This window comes from Streptomyces sp. NPDC002104 (genome assembly GCF_053593795.1).
In genome coordinates, this window is record NZ_JBSFDF010000009.1 from 66,264 (window position 1) to 89,115 (window position 22,852).

Annotated in this window: 20 protein-coding genes; 5 read left to right on the forward strand and 15 right to left on the reverse strand. The window is 73.8% G+C overall.

All coding sequences use genetic code 11. The features are described 5' to 3' along the window. Window positions 1-80 precede the first annotated feature (80 nt). Window positions 81-1,865, forward strand: a complete 1,785-nt coding sequence (locus ACWCP2_RS10855) for a VWA domain-containing protein (protein ID WP_450908258.1) — start codon at window positions 81-83, stop codon at window positions 1,863-1,865. A 106-nt stretch (window positions 1,866-1,971) separates the two neighbouring features. On the opposite strand, the gene aspS is transcribed toward ACWCP2_RS10855, so the two are convergent. Then, on the reverse strand, window positions 1,972-3,777 hold the full coding sequence (aspS, locus tag ACWCP2_RS10860) for an aspartate--tRNA ligase (RefSeq protein ID WP_266879572.1): 1,806 nt from the start codon (window positions 3,775-3,777) through the stop codon (window positions 1,972-1,974). A gap of 172 nt (window positions 3,778-3,949) precedes the next feature. Here aspS and ACWCP2_RS10865 point away from each other — a divergent pair, with 172 nt between their 5' ends. Beyond that, window positions 3,950-6,187, forward strand: coding sequence for a SpoIIE family protein phosphatase (locus tag ACWCP2_RS10865; RefSeq protein WP_450908259.1), 2,238 nt, complete (start codon window positions 3,950-3,952; stop codon window positions 6,185-6,187). 65 nt (window positions 6,188-6,252) lie between these two features. Then, on the forward strand, window positions 6,253-7,296 hold the full coding sequence (locus tag ACWCP2_RS10870; protein WP_450908260.1) for an AI-2E family transporter: 1,044 nt from the start codon (window positions 6,253-6,255) through the stop codon (window positions 7,294-7,296). Between the two features lie 9 nt (window positions 7,297-7,305). On the opposite strand, the gene ACWCP2_RS10875 is transcribed toward ACWCP2_RS10870, so the two are convergent. The 6 genes from ACWCP2_RS10875 to ACWCP2_RS10900 form a co-directional block, all read right to left on the reverse strand. Then, window positions 7,306-9,057, reverse strand: coding sequence for an FUSC family protein (locus ACWCP2_RS10875; RefSeq protein WP_450908261.1), 1,752 nt, complete (start codon window positions 9,055-9,057; stop codon window positions 7,306-7,308). A 50-nt stretch (window positions 9,058-9,107) separates the two neighbouring features. Then, the gene (gene trpS / locus ACWCP2_RS10880) at window positions 9,108-10,166 is read right to left on the reverse strand and encodes a tryptophan--tRNA ligase (protein WP_450908262.1); all 1,059 of its coding nucleotides are present in this window, start codon (window positions 10,164-10,166) and stop codon (window positions 9,108-9,110) included. A gap of 121 nt (window positions 10,167-10,287) precedes the next feature. After that, window positions 10,288-11,550, reverse strand: coding sequence for a PTS transporter subunit EIIC (locus ACWCP2_RS10885; protein ID WP_450908263.1), 1,263 nt, complete (start codon window positions 11,548-11,550; stop codon window positions 10,288-10,290). Window positions 11,551-11,776: 226 nt separating this feature from the next. Then, window positions 11,777-12,526: a GntR family transcriptional regulator gene (locus ACWCP2_RS10890; RefSeq protein WP_450908264.1), complete on the reverse strand. Its 750-nt coding sequence runs from the start codon at window positions 12,524-12,526 to the stop codon at window positions 11,777-11,779. A 122-nt stretch (window positions 12,527-12,648) separates the two neighbouring features. Beyond that, the gene (locus tag ACWCP2_RS10895; protein ID WP_450908265.1) at window positions 12,649-13,131 is read right to left on the reverse strand and encodes a hypothetical protein; all 483 of its coding nucleotides are present in this window, start codon (window positions 13,129-13,131) and stop codon (window positions 12,649-12,651) included. Window positions 13,132-13,228: 97 nt separating this feature from the next. Continuing rightward, window positions 13,229-13,858, reverse strand: coding sequence for a TetR/AcrR family transcriptional regulator (locus tag ACWCP2_RS10900; protein ID WP_450908266.1), 630 nt, complete (start codon window positions 13,856-13,858; stop codon window positions 13,229-13,231). 214 nt (window positions 13,859-14,072) lie between these two features. Between ACWCP2_RS10900 and ACWCP2_RS10905 the strand changes: the two genes are divergently transcribed. Then, complete coding sequence (locus ACWCP2_RS10905; RefSeq protein ID WP_450908371.1) at window positions 14,073-14,906, forward strand: NAD(P)-dependent oxidoreductase; 834 nt, start codon at window positions 14,073-14,075, stop codon at window positions 14,904-14,906. Here ACWCP2_RS10905 and ACWCP2_RS10910 read toward each other — a convergent pair. The 7 genes from ACWCP2_RS10910 to ACWCP2_RS10940 form a co-directional block, all read right to left on the reverse strand. Next, window positions 14,872-15,600 (reverse strand): hypothetical protein, encoded by a 729-nt coding sequence (locus ACWCP2_RS10910; RefSeq protein WP_450908267.1) that lies wholly within the window; start codon window positions 15,598-15,600, stop codon window positions 14,872-14,874. The two genes, ACWCP2_RS10905 and ACWCP2_RS10910, sit on opposite strands and share 35 nt — an antisense overlap. A 130-nt stretch (window positions 15,601-15,730) precedes the next feature. Further along, on the reverse strand, window positions 15,731-16,981 hold the full coding sequence (locus ACWCP2_RS10915; protein ID WP_450908268.1) for an ABC transporter permease: 1,251 nt from the start codon (window positions 16,979-16,981) through the stop codon (window positions 15,731-15,733). Continuing rightward, window positions 16,978-17,688, reverse strand: coding sequence for an ABC transporter ATP-binding protein (locus tag ACWCP2_RS10920; RefSeq protein ID WP_450908372.1), 711 nt, complete (start codon window positions 17,686-17,688; stop codon window positions 16,978-16,980). The genes ACWCP2_RS10915 and ACWCP2_RS10920 overlap by 4 nt, the downstream gene beginning before the upstream one ends. 62 nt (window positions 17,689-17,750) lie before the next feature. After that, window positions 17,751-19,340: a peptidoglycan-binding protein gene (locus ACWCP2_RS10925; RefSeq protein WP_450908269.1), complete on the reverse strand. Its 1,590-nt coding sequence runs from the start codon at window positions 19,338-19,340 to the stop codon at window positions 17,751-17,753. Window positions 19,341-19,702: 362 nt separating this feature from the next. Beyond that, complete coding sequence (locus ACWCP2_RS10930; RefSeq protein ID WP_450908270.1) at window positions 19,703-20,704, reverse strand: pirin family protein; 1,002 nt, start codon at window positions 20,702-20,704, stop codon at window positions 19,703-19,705. Window positions 20,705-20,824: 120 nt separating this feature from the next. Continuing rightward, entirely contained in the window at window positions 20,825-20,980 is a 156-nt protein-coding gene (locus ACWCP2_RS10935) for a hypothetical protein (protein WP_450908271.1), read from the reverse strand. A gap of 38 nt (window positions 20,981-21,018) precedes the next feature. Further along, window positions 21,019-21,405, reverse strand: a complete 387-nt coding sequence (locus ACWCP2_RS10940; RefSeq protein ID WP_450908272.1) for a peptidase inhibitor family I36 protein — start codon at window positions 21,403-21,405, stop codon at window positions 21,019-21,021. Between the two features lie 210 nt (window positions 21,406-21,615). Here ACWCP2_RS10940 and ACWCP2_RS10945 point away from each other — a divergent pair, with 210 nt between their 5' ends. Then, a complete protein-coding gene (locus ACWCP2_RS10945) occupies window positions 21,616-22,101 on the forward strand; it encodes a hypothetical protein (RefSeq protein WP_450908273.1) in 486 nt (161 codons plus the stop codon). Window positions 22,102-22,311: 210 nt separating this feature from the next. On the opposite strand, the gene ACWCP2_RS10950 is transcribed toward ACWCP2_RS10945, so the two are convergent. Further along, window positions 22,312-22,776, reverse strand: a complete 465-nt coding sequence (locus tag ACWCP2_RS10950) for an SseB family protein (protein ID WP_450908274.1) — start codon at window positions 22,774-22,776, stop codon at window positions 22,312-22,314. Window positions 22,777-22,852 lie beyond the last annotated feature (76 nt).

Consider the following 22,852-nt stretch of genomic DNA (forward strand, 5'->3'; position numbering starts at 1 on the left):
CCTTACGTGTCCACTCTGGGCAGGGATCTACCGCGCCTCACGGACAAATGACGCACGCACTCATGCGAAAGGCCTGGCCCATGGGTATTCGGAGCTTGTTGCGCAAGGTGTTCGGACGGACTGCTGAACAGGTTCCGGAGACGACCGGCACCACTTCGGCGGCCCTCCCGAGCCAGACCGAACGCACCCCCCTGGACGCGGCCGCCGAACTGGTCGCCGCCTCCTTCGACAACCCCACGGTTCCCCCGCAGTCCACCCCGCGGGACCGCGAACCGGGCACCGTCCTGACCGCCCCGGCCCCGGCCCCCACCCCGGACCCCACGGTCCCGGAGGCCCGCCGCTCCCCCACCGCCGCTTCCCCGGCAACCCCGCCGGCCCCGGCGGTCACCGAAGCGGAGCCCGCCGCCGAAGCGGAGCCCGCCGCCGAGGTGGAGCCGGCCGCCGAGCCCGCCGCCGAGGTGGAGCCCGCCGCCGAGCCCGCCGCCGAGACGGAGCCGGCCGCCGAGCCCGCCGCCAAGGCGGAGGCGACCCCGGAGCCGTCCACCACCGAGCCCGAGGCGGAGCCGCTCGCGCCCGCGGCCGAGGCGACCCCCGAGGCCGAACCGGCCGCGGAGCCCCTGCCGGAAGCAGCCGCCGAGGCGGAGCCGGCCCCGGCCGAAGCCGAGGCACCCGCGCCCGAGGCCGACGCCCCGGCGGAGCCGGTCGAGCCCCGGGCGCCGGAGGCGGACGCCGAGCCGCTCGCCGCCGAGGCGGAGGCGGAGCCCGAACCGGCCCCGGCCGCAGCCCCGGAGGCGGACGCCCCCGAAGCCCGCACCGAGGCGGAGGCGGAGGCCGAGGTCGTCGCCGAGGCCGAACTCCTCACCGCCGAGGCCGCCGCACCGCAGGCGCAGCACGCGGAGCCCACCGAGGCGGAGCCCACCCCGGCCGAGGCCGAGGCAGCCGACGCCGCGGCCGACGCCGAGGCCCTGACCGCCGACGCCGCCCCGCAGGCACAGGACACGGCCACCACCGTGGCGGAGGCGGAGGCCGAGGTCGTCGCCGAAGCCGAACTCCTCACCGCCGAGGCCGCCGCACCGCAGGCTCAGGACGCGGAGCCCACCGAGGCGGAGCCCGCCCCGGCCGAAGCCGAGGTCGTCACCGAGGCGGAGCCCGCCCCGGCCGAGCCGGAGCTCCTCCCCGCCGAAGCCGCCGCAGGCGGCCCCGCTCACAGCCTCGCCGCCCTCAAGCGGCAAGCGCCCCCGCTCGCGGCCGCGTACAAGGCCGCCGGGCAGGCGCTGCGCGCCAGGGGCAAGGCCGGCGCCCGCGCCACCGTGTTCCTCGTGCTCGACCGGTCGGGCTCGATGCGCCCGTTCTACAAGGACGGCAGCGTCCAGCACCTCGCCGACCACGCCCTCGCCCTCGCCGCGCACCTCGACGAAGAGGCCACCGTCCGTACGGTGTTCTTCTCCACCGAGCTGGACGGCACGGCCGACCTCGCCCTCGACGCGTACGACGGGGCATGGGTCGAGGCCCGCCACGCGGAGCTCGGCCGGATGGGCCGCACCAGCTACCACGTCGCCGTCGAAGCCGTCATCGAGCGCTACCGGAAGGACGGCGGCGAGGGCCCGGCCCTGGTCGTGTTCCAGACGGACGGCGCGCCCGACAACGTACGCCCCGCCCGCCAGGCGATCGCCGACGCCGCCATCGCCGCCCCCGGCATCCACTGGCAGTTCGTCGCGTTCGGCGAGCACGACTCCAAGGGCTTCGACTTCCTGCGCAAGCTGGACGCCGACGGCACCGCCGGCGCCGGCTTCTTCCACGCCGGCCCCGCCCCCGCCGAACTGAGCTCCGCGGCCCTCCTCAAGGGCCTGCTGGAGAAGTTCTAAGCCAGAGCCAGAGACAGAGCCGGAGCCGGAGCCAGCGGCAGATACGCGGAAGGGCCCGGGATCCGTACGGATCCCGGGCCCTTCCGTCGTACCGCGGCCTACCGGCTCACTGGTGCGGCTTGACGGCCTTGTCGACCGGCTCGCTCGTCTTGGTCTCCACCGGCTTGCGCAGCGCGATGTTCAGCTCGCGCAGGCGGGACTCCTCCAGGATGGTGGGCGCGCCCATCATCAGGTCCTGCGCGTTGCCGTTGAGCGGGAAGGCGATGGTCTCGCGGATGTTCGGCTCGTCGGCGAGCAGCATCACGATGCGGTCCACGCCCGGGGCGATGCCACCGTGCGGCGGGGCGCCGAGGCGGAACGCGCGGAGCATGCCCGCGAACTCGCGCTCGACGGTCTCCGCCTCGTAACCGGCGATCTCGAAGGCCTTCAGCATGACCTCGGGCTCGTGGTTGCGGATGGCGCCGGAGGACAGCTCGATGCCGTTGCAGACGATGTCGTACTGCCACGCCAGGATGTCGAGCGGGTCCTTCTCCTCCAGGTCCTTCATGCCGCCCTGCGGCATGGAGAACGGGTTGTGGGAGAAGTCGATCTTGCCGGTCTCCTCGTCCGCCTCGAACATCGGGAAGTCGACGATCCAGCAGAAGCGGAAGACGTCCTCCTCGAACTGTCCGGCGCGCTTGGAGGCCTCGACGCGGACGCCCGCCATGATCTTGGAGACCTCGTCGAACTCGCCCGCGCCGAAGAACACGGCGTGCCCGGCGGCCAGGCCCAGGCGCTCGGTGAGGACCTTGACGTTCTCCTCGGTGAGGAACTTGGCGATGGGGCCGGTCAGGCCGCCGTCCTCGCCCACGCGGACCCAGGCCAGGCCCTTGGCGCCCAGCGAGATCGCGTACTCGCCGAGGCCGTCGAAGAACTTGCGGGGCTGGGCGGCGGTGTCCGGGACGGCCAGGGCGCGCACGTGCTTGCCGGCGAACGCCTTGAACTCCGAGCCCTCGAACACGTCGGTGATGTCGACGAGCTCCAGCTTGGAACGCAGGTCGGGCTTGTCGTTGCCGTACTTCATCATCGACTCGCGGAACGGGATCCGCGGGAACGGCGAGGTGACCGGGCGGCCCTTGCCGAACTCGGTGAAGATCTCCGTCATCAGCCGCTCGATGGGCTGGAAGACGTCCTCCTGCTCGACGAAGGACATCTCGACGTCGAGCTGGTAGAACTCGCCCGGCGAACGGTCGGCGCGGGCGTCCTCGTCGCGGAAGCAGGGCGCGATCTGGAAGTACCGGTCGAAGCCGGAGATCATCAGCAGCTGCTTGAACTGCTGCGGCGCCTGCGGGAGGGCGTAGAACTTGCCCGGGTTCAGGCGGGACGGCACGACGAAGTCACGGGCGCCCTCGGGGGAGGTCGCGGTGAGGATCGGGGTCGCCATCTCGTTGAAGCCGAGGGCCACCATCTTGGAGCGGATGGAGGCGATGACGGCCGAGCGCAGCATGATGTTGCGGTGCATGCGCTCGCGGCGCAGGTCGAGGAAGCGGTACTCCAGACGGCGCTCCTCGTTCACCCCGTCGTCGGTGTTGATGGTGAAGGGCAGCGGGGCCGCGGCACCGAGCACCTCGACCGCGGTGACCTCGACCTCGATGTCGCCGGTGGCGAGCTCGGGGTTGACGTTGTCCGCGCCGCGGGAGACGACCTTGCCGTCGATGCGGACGACGGTCTCCTTGGTGACGCTGCTGAGCGCCTCGTTCGCGGCCGTGCCGGGACGGGCGACGAGCTGCGTGATGCCGTAGTGGTCACGCAGATCGATGAAGAGGATGCCGCCCAGGTCGCGCCGATTGTGCAGCCAGCCGCTCAGCCGGACGTCGGAGGCGACGTCGGAGGCTCGGAGCTCGCCGCACGTGTGGGACCTGTACCGATGCATCAGTCATCCAGTTCTACGTGATACCAGGGTGGATTCAACCGTCCCAAGGTTACCGTCCGGGGCGCGAGCCCGTGCGGGCCCGCTCGCCGGGGCCCGGACCGGGGTCCTCACCGGGTCCCTCACCGGGGTGGTGAACAGGCACGTCAGGCGGATGACCTGTAAAGATGACCGAGTGCGCACCGAGGACGTCCTGGCCGCCATCGCGACCGGTCTGTGGCGATGGGACAACGCCTCCGGGACGGTCAGCCTCGACGGCGAGGCCGCCCGGCTGCTCGGGCTGCCCGCCGAGCCCGTCGCGCTGCCCGAGGTCGCCGTGCGCTCGCGCTTCCACCCGGTGGACTGGAACGAGATCAACGGCATCGTCAACCTCGCGGTCGCCGAGGGCACCCTCGCCGAGGCCCGGCTGCGGATCATGGACGAGGACGGGCGCGTGCTGCGCACCGTGCGCAGCCGCTCGAAGCCGCTGGAGAACCGCACCGCGGACGGCCGCGTCGACTACGAGCTGATCGGCACGATCCAGGAGATAGCCGAGGCGCAGCCCGGCACCACGGCCGTGCACACCCCCATCACCGGCGACTGGCGCCGCTCGCGGGAGGCGTTCCTGCTGGACGCCGGGCGGGCGCTGGCCGAGGCCCGCTCCACCTCCGAGGTGCTGCGGGTGGCGGCCTCGCTGTCCATGCCCGGGTTCATCCCCGACGGGCTGGCCGTCTTCGGCGTGTCCGGCGACCGGCTGTCGATCATCGGGCACCACGGGCACGATCCCGGCGACGAGGGCCCCTTCGCGGACATGCCGCTGCAGACGGACTACCCGGCCGCGGAGGTCGTCCGTACCGGCCGGGCGATCTACCTGCCGAGCCCGGAGGACTACAAACGGCGCTTCCCGGCCACCTGGCCGCTCGCCCAGCACTTCGGCCGGATCTCCTGGGCCTTCCTGCCGCTGATCGTCGCGGGACGCACCATGGGCGCCTGGATGGCCGCTTTCAAGCACCCCGTGTCCTTCTCCCCCGACGAGCGCTCCGTCCTGACGACGGTGGCCCGGATGCTCGCGCAGGCGCTCCAGCGCGCCGGGGTGGCCGAATCCGAGCGGGAGCTCACCACGGGCCTGCAGCGGTCGATGATGCCGCAGCTCGGCCCCGAGATCCCCGGGATGACGCTGGCCGCGCGCTACGTGCCGACCGGCGGCGGGCTCCAGGTCGGCGGCGACTGGTACGACATGATCCCGCTGCCGTCGGGACGGTTCGCGCTGGTCATCGGCGATGTCCAGGGCCACGACGTCCGGGCGGCCGGCCTCATGGGCCAGCTGCGGATCGCGGTGCGCGCGTACGCCTCCGAGGGCCACCGGCCCGACGCGGTCCTCTCGCGCGCCTCCCGGTTCCTGGCGGGCCTGTGCTCGGAGCAGGAGGACACCGGCGCGGCCACGGGCCGGCCGGGCACGGGCGTCGGTGCCGGCGGCGGCACCGGGGACGGGGGCGCCGGGGACTCCGACGTCCAGAGCCCGCGCTTCGCGACCTGCCTGTACGTGGAGTGCGATCCGGCGACCGGACTGCTGGAGGTGGCCCGCGCCGGGCACCCCGACCCGGCGGTGCGGATGGCCGACGGCACCGTCCTGATGCGGCCCACGGCGGGCGGGCTGCCGCTCGGGATCGTGCCGGACACCGACTACCCGACGACCCGGTTCACCCTGGAACCCGGCGAGACGATGATGCTCTGCACCGACGGGCTCATCGAGACGGGCGGGCACGACCTCGACACGGGCTGGGCCCGGCTGCGGGCCATCCTGGAATCGCAGACCCCCTACGACGCGCAGGACGCGGACCCGGAGCCCCGCCACCTGGAACGGCTGGCCGACCTGCTGGTCCAGGCGGTGCACGGCCCGTCCTCGCACCACACCACCGGCCCCCTGGCCGACCGGCGCGAGGACGACATCGCCGTCGTCCTGCTCTGCCGCGAGGGCGCCGGCTGCGGCTGCGAGACCCCGCTCCTGCACCCGGCGCGGCCGGCCCGGCGCACCATGACGACCGTCGCCCAGGCCGAGCCGGAGCGGGTCGCGGGGGTCCGCCAGCAGATCCGCGAGCTGCTGCACGACTGGGCCGACCCGGAGCAGGTCGACTCGGCGGTGCTGATGGTCTCCGAAATGGTGACGAACGTACTGGTCCACACGGACGGGGACGCCCTGCTGATCGCGGAGGCGGTGGGCGAACTCGGCGCGCGCCGGCTGCGGGTGGAGGTAGCGGACGCCTCCGACGAGCTGCCGCACAAACGGCACCCGGGAGAGATGGCGTCGAGCGGCCGGGGCGTCCTGCTGCTGGAGATGCTGGCGGACGACTGGGGCGTCGACCCGCGCGGCGAGGGCAAGTCCACCTGGTTCGTGCTCCTCGAACAGTCCAAGCCGGTCGAGCCGCAGGACTGAGCGGAGCCGCCGCGCTCCCCGGCGGGGCGCGGCCGGGGGCGGCTGCCCACCTGTTTGTATGAGCCGTGCCGACAACTCCCCTGCTGCCCGAGCCCGTACGCCGCCTCGTCGCCTGGTGCGTCGTCGTCCTCCTCGTCACCGCCGTCCTCGCGCTCGTCGTGTGGCTGTGCGCCGTCTTCCGTACGGTGGTGACGCCGGTGCTGCTCGCGGTGCTCGGCACGGCCCTGCTCGGGCCGATGCACCGGCGGCTGGTCCGCATGAAGGTCAACCGCTCGCTCGCCGCGGCCCTCACCTGCCTGACCGTGGCCGCCGTGGTCGGCGGGGCCGGGTACATCGTCGTCCTCGCGCTCGTCGAGACCGGCGACCAGATCATCGACTCCCTGCGGAAGGCCGGCACGGACCTCGCGCAGCACTTCGGGGCGCTCGGCACCTCCCTGGAGGACGTGGCCGGGAACTCCCGGGAACTGCTCGCCAAGTTCGGCGGAACCGCCGCCTCGGGCGTGGTGACCGGGCTCAGCGTGGTCGCGACGATGCTCGCGACGGCCCTGCTGGCCATGGTGCTGATCTTCTTCTTCCTCCGCGACTCCGACCGGGCCGTGAGCACCCTGCGTTCGATGGTGCCGAGCCGCTCGGGCGATCTGATGGAGGCCATGGGGCGGCGCGCGTACGGGGCCGTCGAGGGCTTCATGCGCGGGACCACCTTCGTGGCCCTGGTCGACGCCGTCCTGATCGGCGCGGGCCTGCTGATCCTCCGGGTCCCCGGGGCCGTCGGGCTCGCCGCCCTGGTGTTCGTGACCGCCTGCATCCCCTACCTCGGCGCCTTCCTGTCCGGCGCCGTGGCCGTCCTCGTCGCCCTCGCCGACCGCGGCTGGGTGATCGGCCTGTGGGCCCTGGGCGTGGTGCTGGCCGTCCAGATGATCGAGGGGTACGTGCTCCAGCCCATGGTGCAGAGCCGCACCGTGCAGATGCACCCGGCGGTGGTGATGCTGTCGATCACGGCCGGCGCGAGCGTCGCCGGGATCCTCGGGATGCTGCTGGCGGTACCGCTGACCGCGGCCCTCTTCGGGGTGGTCTCGGAGCTGAAGTCCCGGTACGCGGCGCAGGCCTGAGCCCCGGCCTCAGTCCCCCGGGCGGCCGGTGAGGCGGGCCATGGCCGCCTCCGCCCGGTCCAGCTCCGCCCACCAGCCCGGCAGGGCCCCGCGGTGCCGGGGGTCGGTGCGCAGCCGCTCCAGTTCGGCCCGTACGCCGGCCAGTTCGTGGTGGATCCGGCGGCGCAGGGCGTGCGGGGGCTCGGCGGCCGCGCGCAGCTCCGCGTACTCGGCGACGGCTTGGTGGAGCCCCGCCAGCCGCCGCGGGACCCGGGCGCGGGTGTCCTCGGGCCAGAGCAGGTGGCCGAGGACGAAGGCCAGCGCGCAGCCGGCCAGCGTGTCGAGCAGCCGGGCCGCGGGCACGGCCGGACCCGCCCGGCCCAGGGGGTCGGCGAGCAGCAGCATCACCGGGGTCAGCAGCAGGGTCTGCAGGGCGTACGTGCGGCGGCCGTACGCCTGGAGCAGGCCGGTCAGGACCACCAGGGCGGCGATCCACCACCAGCCCGGGGGCAGCAGGGCCTCGGCGGCGAGCCCGGTCAGGACCCCTGCGGTCGTACCGAGGGCACGCAGCAGGAGCCGGCCCGGTACGGTCCCCAGCCCGGGCCGTACGACCAGCGCGACGGTCAGCACCAGCCAGCCGGAACGCGGCAGACCGCTGAACGAGGCCACCGCCTGGGCGACGGCCATGCACCCCGCGAGCCGCAGCGCGTACCGCCGGGCCGCCGGATCGCGCAGCCGTCCGGCGAGGGCGGCCCCGAACCGCCGCCCGGGCGGCGCGGGCACCGGCAGCCGCCGCAGCCCGCCGCCCCCGCCCGCCCCGGGCTCCGGGGCGGCCAGCCCGCCGACGGCGGCCCACAGGGCCCGGCCGCCCGGGTCCCCCAGGTCCGCCGGGTCCGCCGGGCCCGCCGGGCTCGGCGGCGGGACCGGCGGCGGTTCCTCCCCCGCCTCCACGGCCTCGGCGATCCGGCGCACCGCGTCGGCGCAGGCCGCGCGGGCGGTCACCGTGCCGGAGCCGGGCACCGCTCCGGTGTCCGGCGCGGGCACGGCGGCGATGACGGCGACGAGCCGGTCCAGGTACCCGGCCAGGCGGGCCTGCGGGCTGCCGGGGCGGGGCGGGGAGAGCCGGCGGGCCAGTACCGCCTCGTGGGCGGCGTCCATCGCGGCGGTCACCGCCCGGCGGCGCTCGGCCCGGGTCGCCCCGGTGGCTTCGAGGAGGTCCGCCACGGCCCGTACCGCCCCGGCGACGGCCCGCCGGTCCGCGCGGCCGGGCCGGAGCAGCGCGTCGCCCAGGGAGAGGAACATCAGCGGCAGCCCGCCCAGCAGGAACAGCAGCGGGACCTGCCACCAGGGCGGCCCGGTGGGCAGTCCGAGCCCCATGGCCGTGGCCAGGAGCAGCACCAGGGCGGCCATGTCGCTGACCCGGCCGATGGTCGACAGCAGCCCGGAGACCAGCGCGACCAGGGCCACCAGCAGGATCTGCGCCCACGCCCGGCCGTCCGTCGCCCGGCCCAGCGCCAGCCCGATCGCGCCGCCGAGCTGGGGCAGGAGCAGGGTCAGGGCGCGGGTGCGCCAGGGCGCGGAGCCGTCGTCGACGGCCGCCCCGTAGGCGCCGAGCCCCGCCGCCGCCCCGAGGTCGGGGCGGCCGGCCGCCTGGCCCAGGGCCAGCGGGACCAGCATGCCCACGGCTCCCCGTACGACCAGGGCACGGTCCACCGGCACCGCCCGGACCCGGACGGTGTGCCGCAGCCATTCCGGAAGGCGCGGGCCGCCGCCCGGCGCCATCAGCGCAGCGTCCTCATCAGCGCAGCGTCCTCATCCGTGCAGCGTCCCCATCAGTACAGCGTCCCCATCGCGGCGCGGACCTCGGCCAGGGTGGTCTCGGCGACCGCGTTCGCCCGCTCGTTGCCGCGCCGCAGCACGTCCCGTACGTGGCCGCGGTCGGCCGCCAGCTCCGTACGGCGCGCCCGCAGCGGGGCCAGGTGTTCGTTGACGGCCTCGGTGACGGCCTTCTTCAGCTGGGCCGCGCCGCCGTCGCCGATCTCCTCCGCGACCGCCTCCGGGTCGCGGCCCTGGCACAGGGCGGCCAGCAGCACGAGGCTGGAGACCTCGGGGCGGGCGGCCGGGTCGTAGGTGATGCGGCGGACCGCGTCCGTCTTGGCGCCCTTCAGCAGCCGGGCGGTCTCGTCGGCGGTGGCCGACAGGGTGATCGCGTTGCCCCGGGACTTGCTCATCTTGGTGCCGTCCGTGCCGAGCAGCAGCGGAGCGGCGGACAGCAGGGCCTCGGGTTCGGGGAAGACCGGCCCGTTCGCCCCGTAGCGCTCGTTGAAGCGGCGGGCGATGGTGCGGGTGACCTCCAGGTGCGGGAGCTGGTCCTGGCCCACGGGGACCACCCCGGCCTTGCAGAAGAGGATGTCGGCGGCCTGGTGCACCGGGTAGGTGAACATCAGCCCGCTCACCGAGGCCTGCCGGGAGTGCGCGATCTCGTCCTTGACGGTGGGGTTGCGGCGCAGTTCCGCCACCGACACCAGGGAGAGGAACGGCAGCAGGAGCTGGTTGAGGGCGGGCAGCGCACTGTGCGCGAAGACCGTGGAGCGTTCGGGGTCGATGCCGGCGGCCAGGTAGTCGAGGACGAGCTCCTCGACGTGCTCGCCGAGGCGGTCGGCGACGTCCCGGTCGGTGAGCACCTGGTAGTCGGCCACGATCACGAAGGTGTCCACGCCGAGGTCTTGGAGCCGTACCCGGCCCTGCAGGGTCCCGAACCAGTGCCCCAGGTGCAGCCGCCCGGTCGGCCGGTCCCCGGTCAGCACCCGGAAACCGCCCGGATCGGCGCCGATCCGCTCCTCCAGCTCGGCGCTGCGCCGACGCGCCGCCGACAGGTCGTACGTGCTCACGGACTGCTCCTGCTCTCCGCGAAGGGGACGGGGAGGGACGGGGGAGAGAAGGGGAGGGACGGGCCTGGGCCCCTGCTCATGTTCCCCACCCGGGGGCCGTGCGCCGGGGACCGGCGGCGTGTCAGCCGGTCGGGGCGTCGGTCGGGGCGTCGGTCGGGGCGTCGGTCTCGTCGTCGGGTTCGCGGCCCGGGGTCGGCAGGTCGAACTTCGTGATGACGAAGCGGAAGACGACGTAGTAGACGACGGCGAAGCACAGGCCGATGGGGATGATCAGCCACGGCTTGGTGGCGAGCTTCCAGTTCAGCAGGTAGTCGATCAGGCCCGCCGAGAAGCCGAACCCGTCGTGCACGCCCAGCCCCCAGGTCACCGCCATCGACAGGCCGGTCAGGACCGCGTGGACCGCGTAGAGGGCGGGGGCCAGGAACATGAAGGTGAACTCGATCGGCTCGGTCACACCGGTGATGAGCGCGGTGAGCGCGAGCGAGACCATCATGCCCATGACGGCCTTGCGGCGGTGGGGCCTGGCGCAGTGGGCGATGGCGATCGCGGCGGCCGGCAGGCCGAACATCATGATCGGGAAGAAGCCCGACATGAACTGGCCCGCGGTGGGGTCGCCGGCGAAGAAGCGGGGGATCTCGCCGTGCACGACCGAGCCGTCGAGCTTGGTGAAGGAGCCGACCTGCTGCTGGAAGAACGTGTTGAGGAACTGGTGCATGCCGACGGGTATCAGGCCGCGGTTGAAGACTCCGTAGATGCCGGAGCCCAGCGAGCCCAGACCGATCAGCCACTCGCTGAACGAACCCAGCGCGTTGCCCACCGGCCCCCAGGCCAGCCCGAAGAGCACGCCGAAGCAGGTGCCGATGAAGGCCATCAGGATCGGGACGAGGCGGCGGCCGTTGAAGAAGCCGAGCCAGTCGACCAGCTGGGTCCGGTGGAAGCGCTGCCAGACGATCGCGCTGACCAGGCCGACGACGATGCCGCCCAGCACGCCCGGGTCCTGGGGCGTGCCCTTGGGCAGCAGCTCGGTGACGGAGCCGTCGACGGGGAAGGCGGTGAGCACGTTCTTGTAGACGAGGAAGCCGACCAGGGCGGCGAGCGCGGTCGAGCCGTCGGCCTTCTTCGCGTAGCCGATGGCCACGCCCACGCAGAACAGCAGCGGGAGGTTGGCGAAGACGCCGTTGCCGGCGGTGGCGAAGACGTCGGCGAGCTTGCCCCAGTGCAGGCCCTCCTTGCCGAAGACGTCGTCCTGGCCGAGCCGCAGCAGGATCGCGGCGGCGGGCAGCACCGCGACCGGCAGCTGCAGACTGCGGCCGACCTTCTGCATGCCCTGCATCAGGCCGGAGCCGCGCTTCTTCGCGGGCGGGGCAGCCGTGGTCGTACTCATCGCCGGTTCCTCCTGAAACACACGGACGGCCCGCTTACACCAGATGCAGACCAGATGATTCAGGTATAGCGGACAAAAAAGGCCAGTTGCTTACACAACTGCCCTTTAGGGAGTATCGGCGGACGGATTGCCGACCAAAGACCCGGTGCGCCACGGGGGCGAGGGTCCCGGCAACCGGCCTACGGCCCCGCCCGCGGCCCCGCCCGCCGTCCTATCCGCCGCCCGCTCAGCCGAGGGTGAGCCGCACCTCGTAGCGGTCGGCCCGGTACGCCTCCCGGCTGTCGGCGCACGGCAGCCCGGCGGAGTCGAGCGAGAGCCGCCGCGTGTTCAGTACGGGCGAGGGGCCGCTCAGGTCCAGCAGCCTTTTCTGCTCGGCGTCGGCGAGGGCCGCGCGGGCCGTGTACCGGGCGCCGACGGGTACGTGGCCCGCGGCCGCGAGCAGGCCGAAGAGGGACGCGGTGGTGAAGTCCGCCCCGGCGACGGCCGGGGCCACGGCGAGCGGGACCAGGTCGTGCGAGACGCACACGGGCAGGCCGTCCAGGAACCGCACCCGGCGCAGCTCGAAGAGCTCCGACCGGGTGGCGATCCGGAACCGCTCGGCCTCCTCCGAGGCGGCCGGGCGGGTACGGGCGCTCAGGACCCGCGCCGTCACCGCCCGGCCCAGGCTCCGGTTGAGGTCGGCGAAGCCGAGCAGGGCCGCACGGTCCGGGGAGTGGCTGAAGCCCACCCGCTTCACCCGCCAGCCGCGCCGCTCGGAGGATTCGACCAGCCCCTCCTCACCGAGCTCCTTGAGCGTGCGGCGCAGGGTGGAGCGGCTGATGCCGAGCCGCTCGCACAGGTACCGCTCGGAGGGCAGCCGCTGCTCCGGGGCGAGGGCGCCGGCCGCGATGGCGTGCGCCAGGGCCTGCTTGGCCAGGACGTACGGCGGCTGGGCGCCGTCGGGCACCACGGGGAGGAACTCGGGCTCTACGGGCATGACGGGATCCCACTCTGCCGGGCCGGGCGGGGCCCGGAGAAGACACCACGCCGGGGCCGGGGCGGGGCCGGGCACCCGGACCGGGGCCCACCGGCCCGGACCCCGGCGCGCGGTCGGGCCGGCTACGGCCTGGGCCGCCGGAACCAGGCCGCGCTGTCCTTCTTGAGGCAGCAGGACAGCACGACGGCGGTGAAGGCGACGCTCGGCACGGACATCCCGTCCCCGGTGACCAGCCCGATCAGGGCATTCGCACCGGCGAGTGCCGCGACCACGATGGCGGCGATGCGCACGCGGTTCCCGCCCGTGCGGAACGCGAGCCCGATCACCAGGCAGGCGACGCCTGCGAGCACCGTCAGCAGGGCGACGATCAGAAGGACCCCTGCGGCGAGTCCCGCCTCGCCCGTCTCGTCCGTGACGGTCCCCGCGGCGGTGAGCACGAGGAGGAACAGCCCGGTCACGAGGTTCAGGCCCGCCCCGACGAACAGCGCGATCCGCGCGGTCCTGACCGCCTTCGGCATCTCCTGCGGGACGAACGCGGCGGCGGGCCCGCCGGGGTACGCGGCGGCGGGGTGCGCCGGAGGGGTGGACGGGGCTTCGGTGTTCAACTCGGGCTCTTCCGGTGGGGTGATCGACGCGGCGTGTATGCCACGGATAAGCCAACAGCCCCGGGTTGCCGCCGCCGCCCGCCAAAGGTCCTGATGATCAGTCCGATCGTCCCTGCGCGGTCGCGGGGGCGGCGTACGAGGAGACCAGGCGCGCGAGGTGCCGGCCCGCCAGGAGGAGGGGGGTGCGGCTGCGGGTGACCTGGGAGGTCATCTCGGCGCCCTCCAGGGTGTTGATCACGGTGACCGCCAGCTCGCGCGCCTCCGCCTCCGGGTGGCCGCAGGCCAGGAGCTTGGCCGCGACGAGCTCCTGCCAGTTCGCGAAGGCCCGGGCGCAGGCCTCCTGGAGCTCGGGCAGCCGGCCGACCGATTCCAGCGCCGTGGGCGTCACCGGGCAGCCGTCGCGCCAGTCCGATGCCTCGAGCGCCTCCGCGAGCAGCTCCGCGACGGCCTCGATGGCGCGCGCCGGGTCCGCGTGGACGGACAGCCCGAAGCGGAGGCCCTCGGCGAACTCCTCGTCGCCGAAGTGGATCGCGGCGACCGCGAGCTCCTGCTTGCCCCCGGGGAAGAAGTGGTAGAGCGAGCCGAGCGTGGCCCCCGCCTCGCGGACGAGCTGCTTGACCGGGGCGTTCTCGTACCCGCCGTGCTGGAGGAGGCGCGAGGCGGTCCGGACCAGCCGCTCCCGCGTCCCGAGTCCGCCGTCCGTCTTCACTTCTGCTGCTGCGCCCATGAGGCGAACTCTACCGCTCACATTGGATAGAGCGCTCGTTCTAGAGCCGTGCTACGTTCGTTCCGAGCGCTGGATAGAGCGTTCGTTCTAGAGATCCACCGGCCCACCCGAGGAGAGCTCTGCCATGAACCAGAACCAGCACCAGAACGAGCACCAGAACCAGCACCACACCCCGGACCCGAAGCCCGCGGTCACCGTCATCGGACTCGGCCCCATGGGCCGGGCCATGACCGCCGCCTACCTGGACGCCGGCTACGAGGTCACCGTCTGGAACCGCAGCCCCGGCAAGGACACCGAGCTCGTGGCGCGCGGCGCCCGGCGGGCCGGCAGCGCCGCCGAGGCGGTCGCGGCCGGCGGGCTGACCGTGCTCAGCCTCATCGACGTGGACGCCGCGTACACGGCCCTCGCCGACGCCGACCTGCGCGGCCGGGTCCTGGCCAACCTGTCCTCCGACGTGCCCGACAAGGCCCGGGCCGCCGCCCGCTGGGCGCATGAGCGCGGGGCCTCGTACCTGACGGGCGGGGTGAACGTACCGCCGACCGGCATCGGGCAGAAGGGCTCCTCGATGTTCATCAGCGGGCCCGAGGAGGTCTACGCGGAGCACCGCGCGGCGCTCGACCTGCTGGCCGACACCGACTACCGGGGCACCGACGCCGGCTACGCGCAGCTCTACTACCAGCTCAACATGATCATGTTCTGGACCGCGTACACCGGCTGGTACCAGGCCCTCGCCGTGGCGCAGGCCAACGGCCTGACGGCCGCGGACATCGTGCCGTACGCCGGGTACACGGCCGACACCATGCGCCACTTCTACGAGGGCTCCGCCCCGCTGATCGACGCGGAGGCGCACGAGGGCACGCACCAGCGCCTCGCGATGTGCGCGGCGAGCGTGGAGCACGTCCTGCACACCGCCGCCGACTCCGGGGTCGACACCGGGATCCTGAGCGCGCACGCCGACCTGTACCGGCGCGGAGTCGCCGCGGGCTTCGGCGCCGACAGCAGCTCGCGGCTGGTCAGTCTGCTGAGGGGGACGGCCCCGGCAGCCTGAGGGCGGCGGGGACCTCCCGGTCCGCGAGGGGGTGCCAGGTGCTGCCGGCCTGGGCCGTGAGCACGATCAGGGCCGCGAGGAAGACGAGGGAGGCCAGCACGAAGGCGCCCTCCGCGGTGTCCGGGTTCCCGGGGGCGGTGGCGCGCAGCAGGAGGAAGGCGTGGACGGCGGGGGCGGCCGCGCCGATGCCGTAGGACCACAGGGCGGCATCGTTGCTGACGGGGCTCATGTGGAAGCGGGTGGCCGGGGCGTGCGCGAAGAGTTCGTCCAGGTGCGTGCGGACGGCCGCCCGGAACCCCTCGTCACGGCCGACGACGCCGATGCGGAACCGCCCCACGACGGCCGGGTACCGGCCGATGGCGCGGAACGCCGCCGCGGTGACCGGATGGGCGGGCTCGGCCGCGTGCTCCACGCTCTCCAGCTCCTCCCCGCGCAGCACGCCTTCCTCGCACAGCAGCCGGACGGCGACATCGGCCGCGCGCTGGGAGTTGCGCACCAGCCTCTCGCCCTGGTGGCCGGTCCAGCACAACGGTTCGGTGGAGCCCAGCAGTTCGGCGTGGTACGCGTCGAACCCCGGCCAGGCCCGCACCTGCCGCACCATCCGCGCCTCGACCGAGCGCCGCCACAGCCGGACCAGCCCGAGCGCGAGGTTCACACCGGCCAGCGAGACCAGACAGGTCGTCAGCATCCCCATGGACACGACGATCGGGGACGCGGCACGGGCCCGCAAGGCCCACAAGGCCCGCAGGGCCCGCAGGCAGCCGCAAGGCCCGCAAGGCCCGCAAGGCCAGTAAGGCCCGCAAGGCCCCGGCACCGTACGGCCCTCAGCGGCGCAGGGCCTCCGCCGGCTGGATGCGGGCGGCGCGCCCCGCGGGGTAGAGGCCGGCGACGAGGCCCGTCACCAGTCCGATGACCGGCGCCGCCGCCGCCGTCGCCGGGTGGACCACCGGGGTCCAGTCGCGGACCACGGCGACCGTCACCACGGTCAGGACGCCCAGGGAGGTCCCCACCAGCCCGCCCAGCGCGCCGAGCGCACCGGACTCCGCGAGGAACTGCACGGTGATGTGGCGCCCGCGTGCGCCGAGCGCCCGGCGCAGACCGATCTCCCCCGTGCGCTCCAGGACGGCGACCAGGGTGGTGTTGGCGATGCCGACGGCCCCGATCACCAGGCAGATGGCCGCCAGCAGCAGGAACAGCCGGTTCAGGTCGTCGCCGACCTGGCCCCGCAGCATCTTGGGGTCCGGCGGCGGAACGGCCTTGAAGTACTCGGGGTGGTCGGGGCGCAGCGCCGTAGGGGCCTCGTGCCCGATCTGCGCGGCCGCGCCGATCCTGGTCGTGATCAGCATCTTCGCCCCGCCGGAGTCGAGTTCGCCCCAGATCCGTTCGGCCGTGGTGCGGGGTACGACGACCGACATCAGCAGGTCGGCCTTGCGGTCCGTGTCGGCGACGATGCCGATCACGGTGAACGGCCGGCCGCCGATGAAGACCGCCGGGTTGGTCTCCAGCGTGGTGATGCCGAGCCGGTCGGCGACCCCCGTCCCGATCACGGCCACCGGCGCCTCGTTCTCGGAGGCGTAGGCGTCGTAGAGCCTTCCCTCGGCCAGGCGCGCGCCCGCCGCGGCGAGCACCCCGGGCGAGGCGGCCACGACGTCGGTACTGCCCTGGGTGCGGCGGTCCCCGGCGACGGCGGAGGCGCTCACCGTCTCCTCGGACGACAGCCTCACCGGCCAGAACACCCCGGCGTGCTCCACGCCGTTGAGGCCTTCGATCCGGGCGTCGGCGTCCTTCGGGAAGGCGGGCCCGGCGAACTCGTTCCGCTCGTGGGCGATGTCCTCGACGTTCACCTCGGTCGCGCTGAGGGCGTTGAACCGGGTGTCGATCTGCGACGAGGTGGTGGCGGTCAGCCCGAGGATCGCCACGAACGTGCCCACGCCGAGCACCGTCCCGAGGGCGGTCAGCGCCGAACGGCCGGGCCGCTGGAGCATCCCGGCGAGGGACTCGGACAGCACGTCGCGCCAGCCGAAGACGGAGGGCCGGATGCCGCTCCTGCGCCGGGCGCGCCACAGCGTCCTCATCCGGCCACCGCGGACCCGGCCGCGTCCGAGACGCTCAGCACCCCGTCCCGGATCGTCACCGTGCGCTTGGCGCGGGCGGCGACGAGCGGATCGTGGGTGATCACCAGTACGGTCATGCCGTCCGCGTGCAGCCGCTCCAACAGGGCGAGCACCGCATCGGCGTTGGCGGTGTCGAGGTTGCCGGTCGGTTCGTCGCACAGCAGCAGGGACGGCCGGGTCACCAGAGCCCGTGCGATGGCCACCCGCTGGCGTTCCCCGCCGGACAGCCGCGTGGGCAGCGAGCCGACACGGTGGCCGAGGCCCACCTGCTCCAGCGCGTGGCGGGCACGGGCGCGCCGCTCCCGGCGGGGGGTGCCGTCGTAGACCAGGGCGAGCATGACGTTCTCCAACGCGCTGCGCTGGGGCAGCAGATGGAAGGACTGGAACACGAACCCGATGCGCAGCCCGCGCAGCGCGGTGCGGTCGGCGTCCCGGAGCGTGCCGGTGTCGATGCCGTCCAGGAGGTACGTGCCGCCGGTGGGCGCGTCCAGCAGTCCGACGATGTTCAGGAACGTGGACTTCCCCGAACCCGACGGGCCGACGACGGCGACGAACTCGCCCCGCCCGACGGTCAGGTCGCAGGCCCTGAGGGCGGCCACGGGAGGCGGACCGGGATAGGTCAGCCCGATCCCGCGGAACTCGATGACCGGCTCGGAGGCCACGTTCACGGTCACGGGAAGGCCGGTCACGGGAAGGCCGGTCACGGGGAAGCCGGTCAAGGGGAGGCCGGTCACGGGGAGGCCTTCTCGCGGGCCACCCCGGTGATGACCCGGTCGCCGCCCGCCAGCGTGCCGTCCGCGAGGGGGGTGACGGCCACGAAGCCGTCCCCGGCCGTGCCCGCCCGTATCTCCACGCGGCGCCGCTCCCCGCTCCCCTCCAGCACGGTGACGGTGGTCCGGCCGTCGGCCCCGGAGCTGATCGCGGTGATCGGTACGACCAGCGACTCGCCGTCCGTCGAGGCCGCGGTGACGGTGACGCGTACGTCCTGGCCGGTCAGTTCCGCCTTGAGCGGCGCACCGGGGGTGATCTCCACGAGCCACCCGGTCGCCCCCTGGCCGCCGGGCGCGGGCGCGTCCGCGCCGGGCTTCGCCTGCGCGGACGAGGAGCCGGGCTCGGAGCGCTTGTCGGAGACGAGCGTGACCTCGCCCTTCGCGGACAGACCGGTCACCTCGGAGTAGATCTCGGCCGCGCGCCCTGCCTGGATGAGGTCCTTCTGGTACTCGGGTACGTACGCCTGCACCACCAGCTTGCCGGCGGAGAGCGTCATGGCGGTACCGGTCGCCTCGGCGCCCACCTTCGCGACCACCGAGTCGACCCGGGCCGGGAAGCTCTGCAGGAACACCACCTCGGCCGCGGGCAGCTTCGGCCCGGCGGCCGCTTCGGCGGCGGCGAGCTTCTTCTTCGCCTCGGCCAGGTCCTCCTGCGCCCGGCGCACGGCCTTCCCTCCGTCGCCACGGCCGGTGCCCGCCACCTCGCCGCCCGGCTTGGCACCCGGCCTGGAACCCGGCTCGCCGCCCGGCTCGGCACTCGGCCCGGGAACCGGCCTGGACGCCTCCGCCTGTGCGCTCCGTACGTCCTCCAGTGCCCGCTGGGCGGCGGTGACCTGGCTGCGGGCCTCCGCGACGGGGTCGCCCTCGGCGCCGTTCGCGGACACCGGGCTGTACCCCACGGCCTTGTAGAAGGAGGTGAGCGCGGCCTTGGTCCCGGCTCCGAAACTGCCCGTGGCGTCGGGCGCGGAGGAATGGCCCAGCGCCTTCAGCGCCCGCTGAACCTGCGCGATGTCGTCACCCGTGGCGCCCGGAACCAGGTCCCGGTAGACGGGCAGGCTGCCCTCCAGCACGAACACGGGCCGCCCGGAGACCTCCATCAGCACCTGACCGGGCTTGACCGTGTCCCCGGGCCGGACCCGCAGCTTGGTGATCACCGGACGCGCGGCGCCCACCCCGGCGGTCACCTGGGGAACCACCTCGACCGTCTGTCCCGCGACGACCTGCCCACGGGTGATGACGGACGAGGTGAGCACCCGGTGCTCCACGGTCGCGGTCAGCACGTCGGCCCGGGGCGCGGCGGCGTCCGCGGCGACCTGCGCCGGCGACTTCACCAGCAGCGCGGCACCCAGCCCGCCGAGCGTGGCGATCACGGCCCCCACGGCCACGGCCGCCAGCCACCGCCGACGCCCGGACATCCCGCGCGCCGCGTCGGCCGCCTCGGCCGCGTCGGCCACCTCCAGCGCCTGCGCCGTCTCCGGCGTTCCGGGTATGCCGGACTCCGGGAGGCTCGGCTCAGCCACGTCGACCGTCGTGCCCATGTCCTGCGCCATCCCTGTCCTTTGCGCCTCGCGGGTTTACGCGGATCAGCCGACGGGCTGAGCACGAGGGGGCGAGTCGGCACGAGGGGGCGCTCCGGCCTCGCCCGGCGGATCCGCCAGGGGCGGACCGGGGCGGGTCTGCCGGCACCTTCCGGGCCGAGCGCCCAAAGAATAGGACGTGGGCGCGGGTTGGTCCACCGTCTCCTCGGCCCGGAACGATCAAGTTCCAGCCATGATCCGCTGGTTGCCGCGCACTGATGCGCCGGCACGGCGGCACGGCGGCACGGCGACACGGCGGCACGGCGGCACGGCGGCACGGCGAAGCCCCCGGCCGATGAGGGCCGGGGGCTTCGCCGCACGAGGGGCACGCGGGCCTACGACTCGGTGTCGGCCTCGCCCGTGCCGCGGTGGCCGAGGCCGGTGCGCTCCGTGGTGGGGATGCGGCCCAGGCGGCCGGCCTGGAAGTCGTCGAACGCCTGCTGCAGCTCGTGCTTGCTGTTCATCACGAACGGCCCGTAGTGCGCCATCGGCTCCCGGATCGGCTGCCCGCCGAGCAGGACGATCTCCAGCGCGGGGGCGTTGGAGTCCTGGCCCTCGTCGGCGCGCAGGGTCAGCGAGCCGCCCTCGCCGAAGACCGCGGTCTGCCCGGTGTGGATGGGCCGGCGGTCCTCGCCGACCGAGCCGCGCCCCGCCAGTACGTAGGCCAGGGCGTTGAAGTCCTCGCGCCACGGGAGGGTGATCTGCGCGCCGGGTGCGACCGTCGCGTGGATCATCGTGATCGGGGTGTGGGTGATGCCGGGGCCGTGGTGGCCGTCCAGTTCACCGGCGATGACGCGGAGCAGGGCGCCGCCGTCCGGGGTGGACAGGAGCTGGACCTGGCCGCCGCCGATGTCCTGGTAGCGCGGGGGCATCATCTTGTCGGAGGCGGGGAGGTTCACCCACAGCTGGAGGCCGTGGAAGAGCCCGCCGGACACCACGAGCGACTCCGGCGGGGCCTCGATGTGCAGCAGGCCGCTGCCGGCGGTCATCCACTGGGTGTCGCCGCCGTTGATGACGCCGCCGCCGCCGTTGCTGTCCTGGTGGACGAAGGTTCCGTCGATCAGGTAGGTGACGGTCTCGAAGCCGCGGTGGGGGTGCCAGGGGGTGCCCTTGGGCTCGCCCGGCGCGTACTCCACCTCGCCCATCTGGTCCATCATGATGAACGGGTCGAGGTACTGGTAGTTGATCCCGGCGAACGCACGGCGCACCGGGAACCCCTCGCCCTCGAAGCCACCCGGGGCGGTCGTGACGGCCAGCACCTTGCGGGCGGTCGTCTCCTGGGCCGGCTCCCCGACGCGCGGGAGCGTCAACGGGTTCTCCACAGTCACTGCAGGCATGGTCGGAACCTCCTTCTGGCGTCGAGTTTAGTTGAAACCCGAACTTTCTGCCACCCGACAGAACAGAAGGAGCCCCGGGGGAATTCCCCCGGGGCCCGTTGCTCAGTGTGCGCCGGTCGCTCAGCCGCTGCAGGACGGAGCGGGATAGCGGCACAGGCTCGCGGTCGCGGCCTCGGCCGGGGCCGCCGCGAGGACGCCCACGCCCACGGCCAGGGCCACGGCGGCCAGCACCGCGCCGGCCTTCGCGCGCAGCCGCGTACGGGTGGTTCGAGTCATTGCTGCCTCCTCAGGTGGAGCTCGGAACGGGGACCGCTCTAGCAAGGGTCGATGTAGTAGACCGTGCGCCAGTCGATGCCCCCGGACACCGCGTAATAGGCGCCGTACGTGGAGGCGCTCGACCCGTTGGAGAGCGAGAACACCGCACGCGTGCCCGGGGTCTGGTTGTTGATCCAGGAGCCGTTCGTGCCGGTCCACGGCACCCACCGGACATCGCTGCACTGCCACATCTTGAGCGAGCGGCCGGTGTAGTTGGGCCCTTCGTAGGCGCAGAAGTACGTGTACGGGCAGTCGGCCGCCGCCGTGGCGGCCTGCGTGGGCGATGCCGCCAGGACCCCCGTACCCAGCGCCATCACCCCCGTGGCCGCCACTGCCGCGAGCTTCGTGCGCAGGCTCGTGCGTAAGGACGTACGTGTACGTGACATCACGGTCCCCCTGTCGGTCGGAGCGGGGAGTGTCCCCGCAGCACTGATATTCGGGACTCGCGGACCGCGCCGCGATCCTTTCGGGTACCGCCGAAACCTGCGCCCGGCCAACCCGGGGCCCCGGACGGGCGTCCTCATGACCGAAGCGACGACCGACACGATGACCGACGCGCATCCACCGATGCGCACCGCACGACAGGAGCCCGATCAGTGACCACCCCCACCACCCCGGCGCACGAGGCCGACGGCGCGCAGGCGGACGCGGACGCGGAAGTGGAGGCGGAAGTGGACGCGGAAGTGGACGGCGAGGTGGGCGCCGGGCGCGGGAGAGCGCGGCCCGTGCTCGCCTCGCTGGGCTGGTCCGGCGCCGTCACGGCCGCGGTCGTGGCCCTCGGGTACGCCACCTACCGCTGGGCGGCCACCGGCCTCCCGCTGGAGCCGCTGCCCGGCTCGCCGTGGCCCTACCTCGCCGTCTGGGGCGTCCTCTGCCTCGCCCTGTGCCTGGTGCTGCGCTGGTCGACGGGGTTCGTGGGCATGGAGGGCGGCGCCGAGGCGGTCGGCGCGCTGGCCTTCGCGGGCGTCCGCACCTCCCTCGCGCACCGCCCCGACCTCGCCCCGCTGTGGACGTACGGCGCCCTCGCCGTGACCCTGGCCGCGGCGGCGGCGGTCTTCTGGCGGCGCCGCCACCGCGCCTGAGGGGTCAGCCGCCGCCGTGTTCCGAGACCGACGGGAGGCCGGTGTCGAGGTCGATCAGCAGGCGCAGCACCGCCGCAGGCGGCCGAAAACCGCCTGCTGGTCCGTACGCTGCGCGGCGACCGGCGTGAGGGCCGGCTCTCCCCCGGGGGCAGGGGCTCGCTCACGCAGGTGATGTGGGGGAGGTCCTCGTCAGCCCTCGGCCATGGCTCCTCAGCCGTACATGCGACGCATGGCGTAGTCGACCATCTGCTCGACCGCCTTCGCGTCGAAGACCATCCGGTGGTCGCCCTCCATGTCGAGGACGAAGCCGTAGCCGGTGGGCAGCAGGTCGATCACCTCGGCGCCGGTGATCACGAAGTACTTGGACTCCTTGCCGGCGTACCGGCGCAGCTCCTTGAGCGTGGTGAACATCGGGATGACCGGCTGCTGGGTGTTGTGCAGCGCGAGGAAGCCCGGGGTGTCGCCGCGCGGGCAGTAGACCTTCGAGGAGGCGAAGATCTGCTGGAAGTCCTCGGCGGACAGCGACCCGGTCGTGAAGGCGCGTACCGCGTCCGCGAGGGAGGGCGGCGAGGGCTCGGGGTACAGCGGCGGCTGTTGCTGCTGCGCGTAGCCCTGCTGGGGCTGGGCGTAGCCGCCCTGCTGCCCCGCGCTCACGTTCTGGTCATAGCCGTACATGGCCCGAAGCCTACCGAGGCGGGGGCCTGCGGGTGCGTCGAGTTCCGGTCAGTGGACCGAAGCGAGCCTCCGGCCC

What these genes read in the sequence shown, in the direction of transcription:
- ACWCP2_RS10940 (WP_450908272.1), bottom strand. Translation starts at nt 21,405, where the DNA reads ATGTCACGTACACGTACGTCCTTACGCACGAGCCTGCGCACGAAGCTC.
- ACWCP2_RS10905 (WP_450908371.1), top strand. Translation starts at nt 14,073, where the DNA reads ATGGGCCGGGCCATGACCGCCGCCTACCTGGACGCCGGCTACGAGGTC.
- ACWCP2_RS10900 (WP_450908266.1), bottom strand. Translation starts at nt 13,858, where the DNA reads ATGGGCGCAGCAGCAGAAGTGAAGACGGACGGCGGACTCGGGACGCGG.
- ACWCP2_RS10925 (WP_450908269.1), bottom strand. Translation starts at nt 19,340, where the DNA reads ATGGCGCAGGACATGGGCACGACGGTCGACGTGGCTGAGCCGAGCCTC.
- ACWCP2_RS10885 (WP_450908263.1), bottom strand. Translation starts at nt 11,550, where the DNA reads ATGAGTACGACCACGGCTGCCCCGCCCGCGAAGAAGCGCGGCTCCGGC.
- ACWCP2_RS10950 (WP_450908274.1), bottom strand. Translation starts at nt 22,776, where the DNA reads ATGTACGGCTATGACCAGAACGTGAGCGCGGGGCAGCAGGGCGGCTAC.
- ACWCP2_RS10875 (WP_450908261.1), bottom strand. Translation starts at nt 9,057, where the DNA reads ATGGCGCCGGGCGGCGGCCCGCGCCTTCCGGAATGGCTGCGGCACACC.
- ACWCP2_RS10930 (WP_450908270.1), bottom strand. Translation starts at nt 20,704, where the DNA reads ATGCCTGCAGTGACTGTGGAGAACCCGTTGACGCTCCCGCGCGTCGGG.
- ACWCP2_RS10910 (WP_450908267.1), bottom strand. Translation starts at nt 15,600, where the DNA reads ATGGGGATGCTGACGACCTGTCTGGTCTCGCTGGCCGGTGTGAACCTC.
- ACWCP2_RS10855 (WP_450908258.1), top strand. Translation starts at nt 81, where the DNA reads ATGGGTATTCGGAGCTTGTTGCGCAAGGTGTTCGGACGGACTGCTGAA.
- ACWCP2_RS10915 (WP_450908268.1), bottom strand. Translation starts at nt 16,981, where the DNA reads ATGAGGACGCTGTGGCGCGCCCGGCGCAGGAGCGGCATCCGGCCCTCC.
- ACWCP2_RS10890 (WP_450908264.1), bottom strand. Translation starts at nt 12,526, where the DNA reads ATGCCCGTAGAGCCCGAGTTCCTCCCCGTGGTGCCCGACGGCGCCCAG.
- ACWCP2_RS10935 (WP_450908271.1), bottom strand. Translation starts at nt 20,980, where the DNA reads ATGACTCGAACCACCCGTACGCGGCTGCGCGCGAAGGCCGGCGCGGTG.
- aspS (WP_266879572.1), bottom strand. Translation starts at nt 3,777, where the DNA reads ATGCATCGGTACAGGTCCCACACGTGCGGCGAGCTCCGAGCCTCCGAC.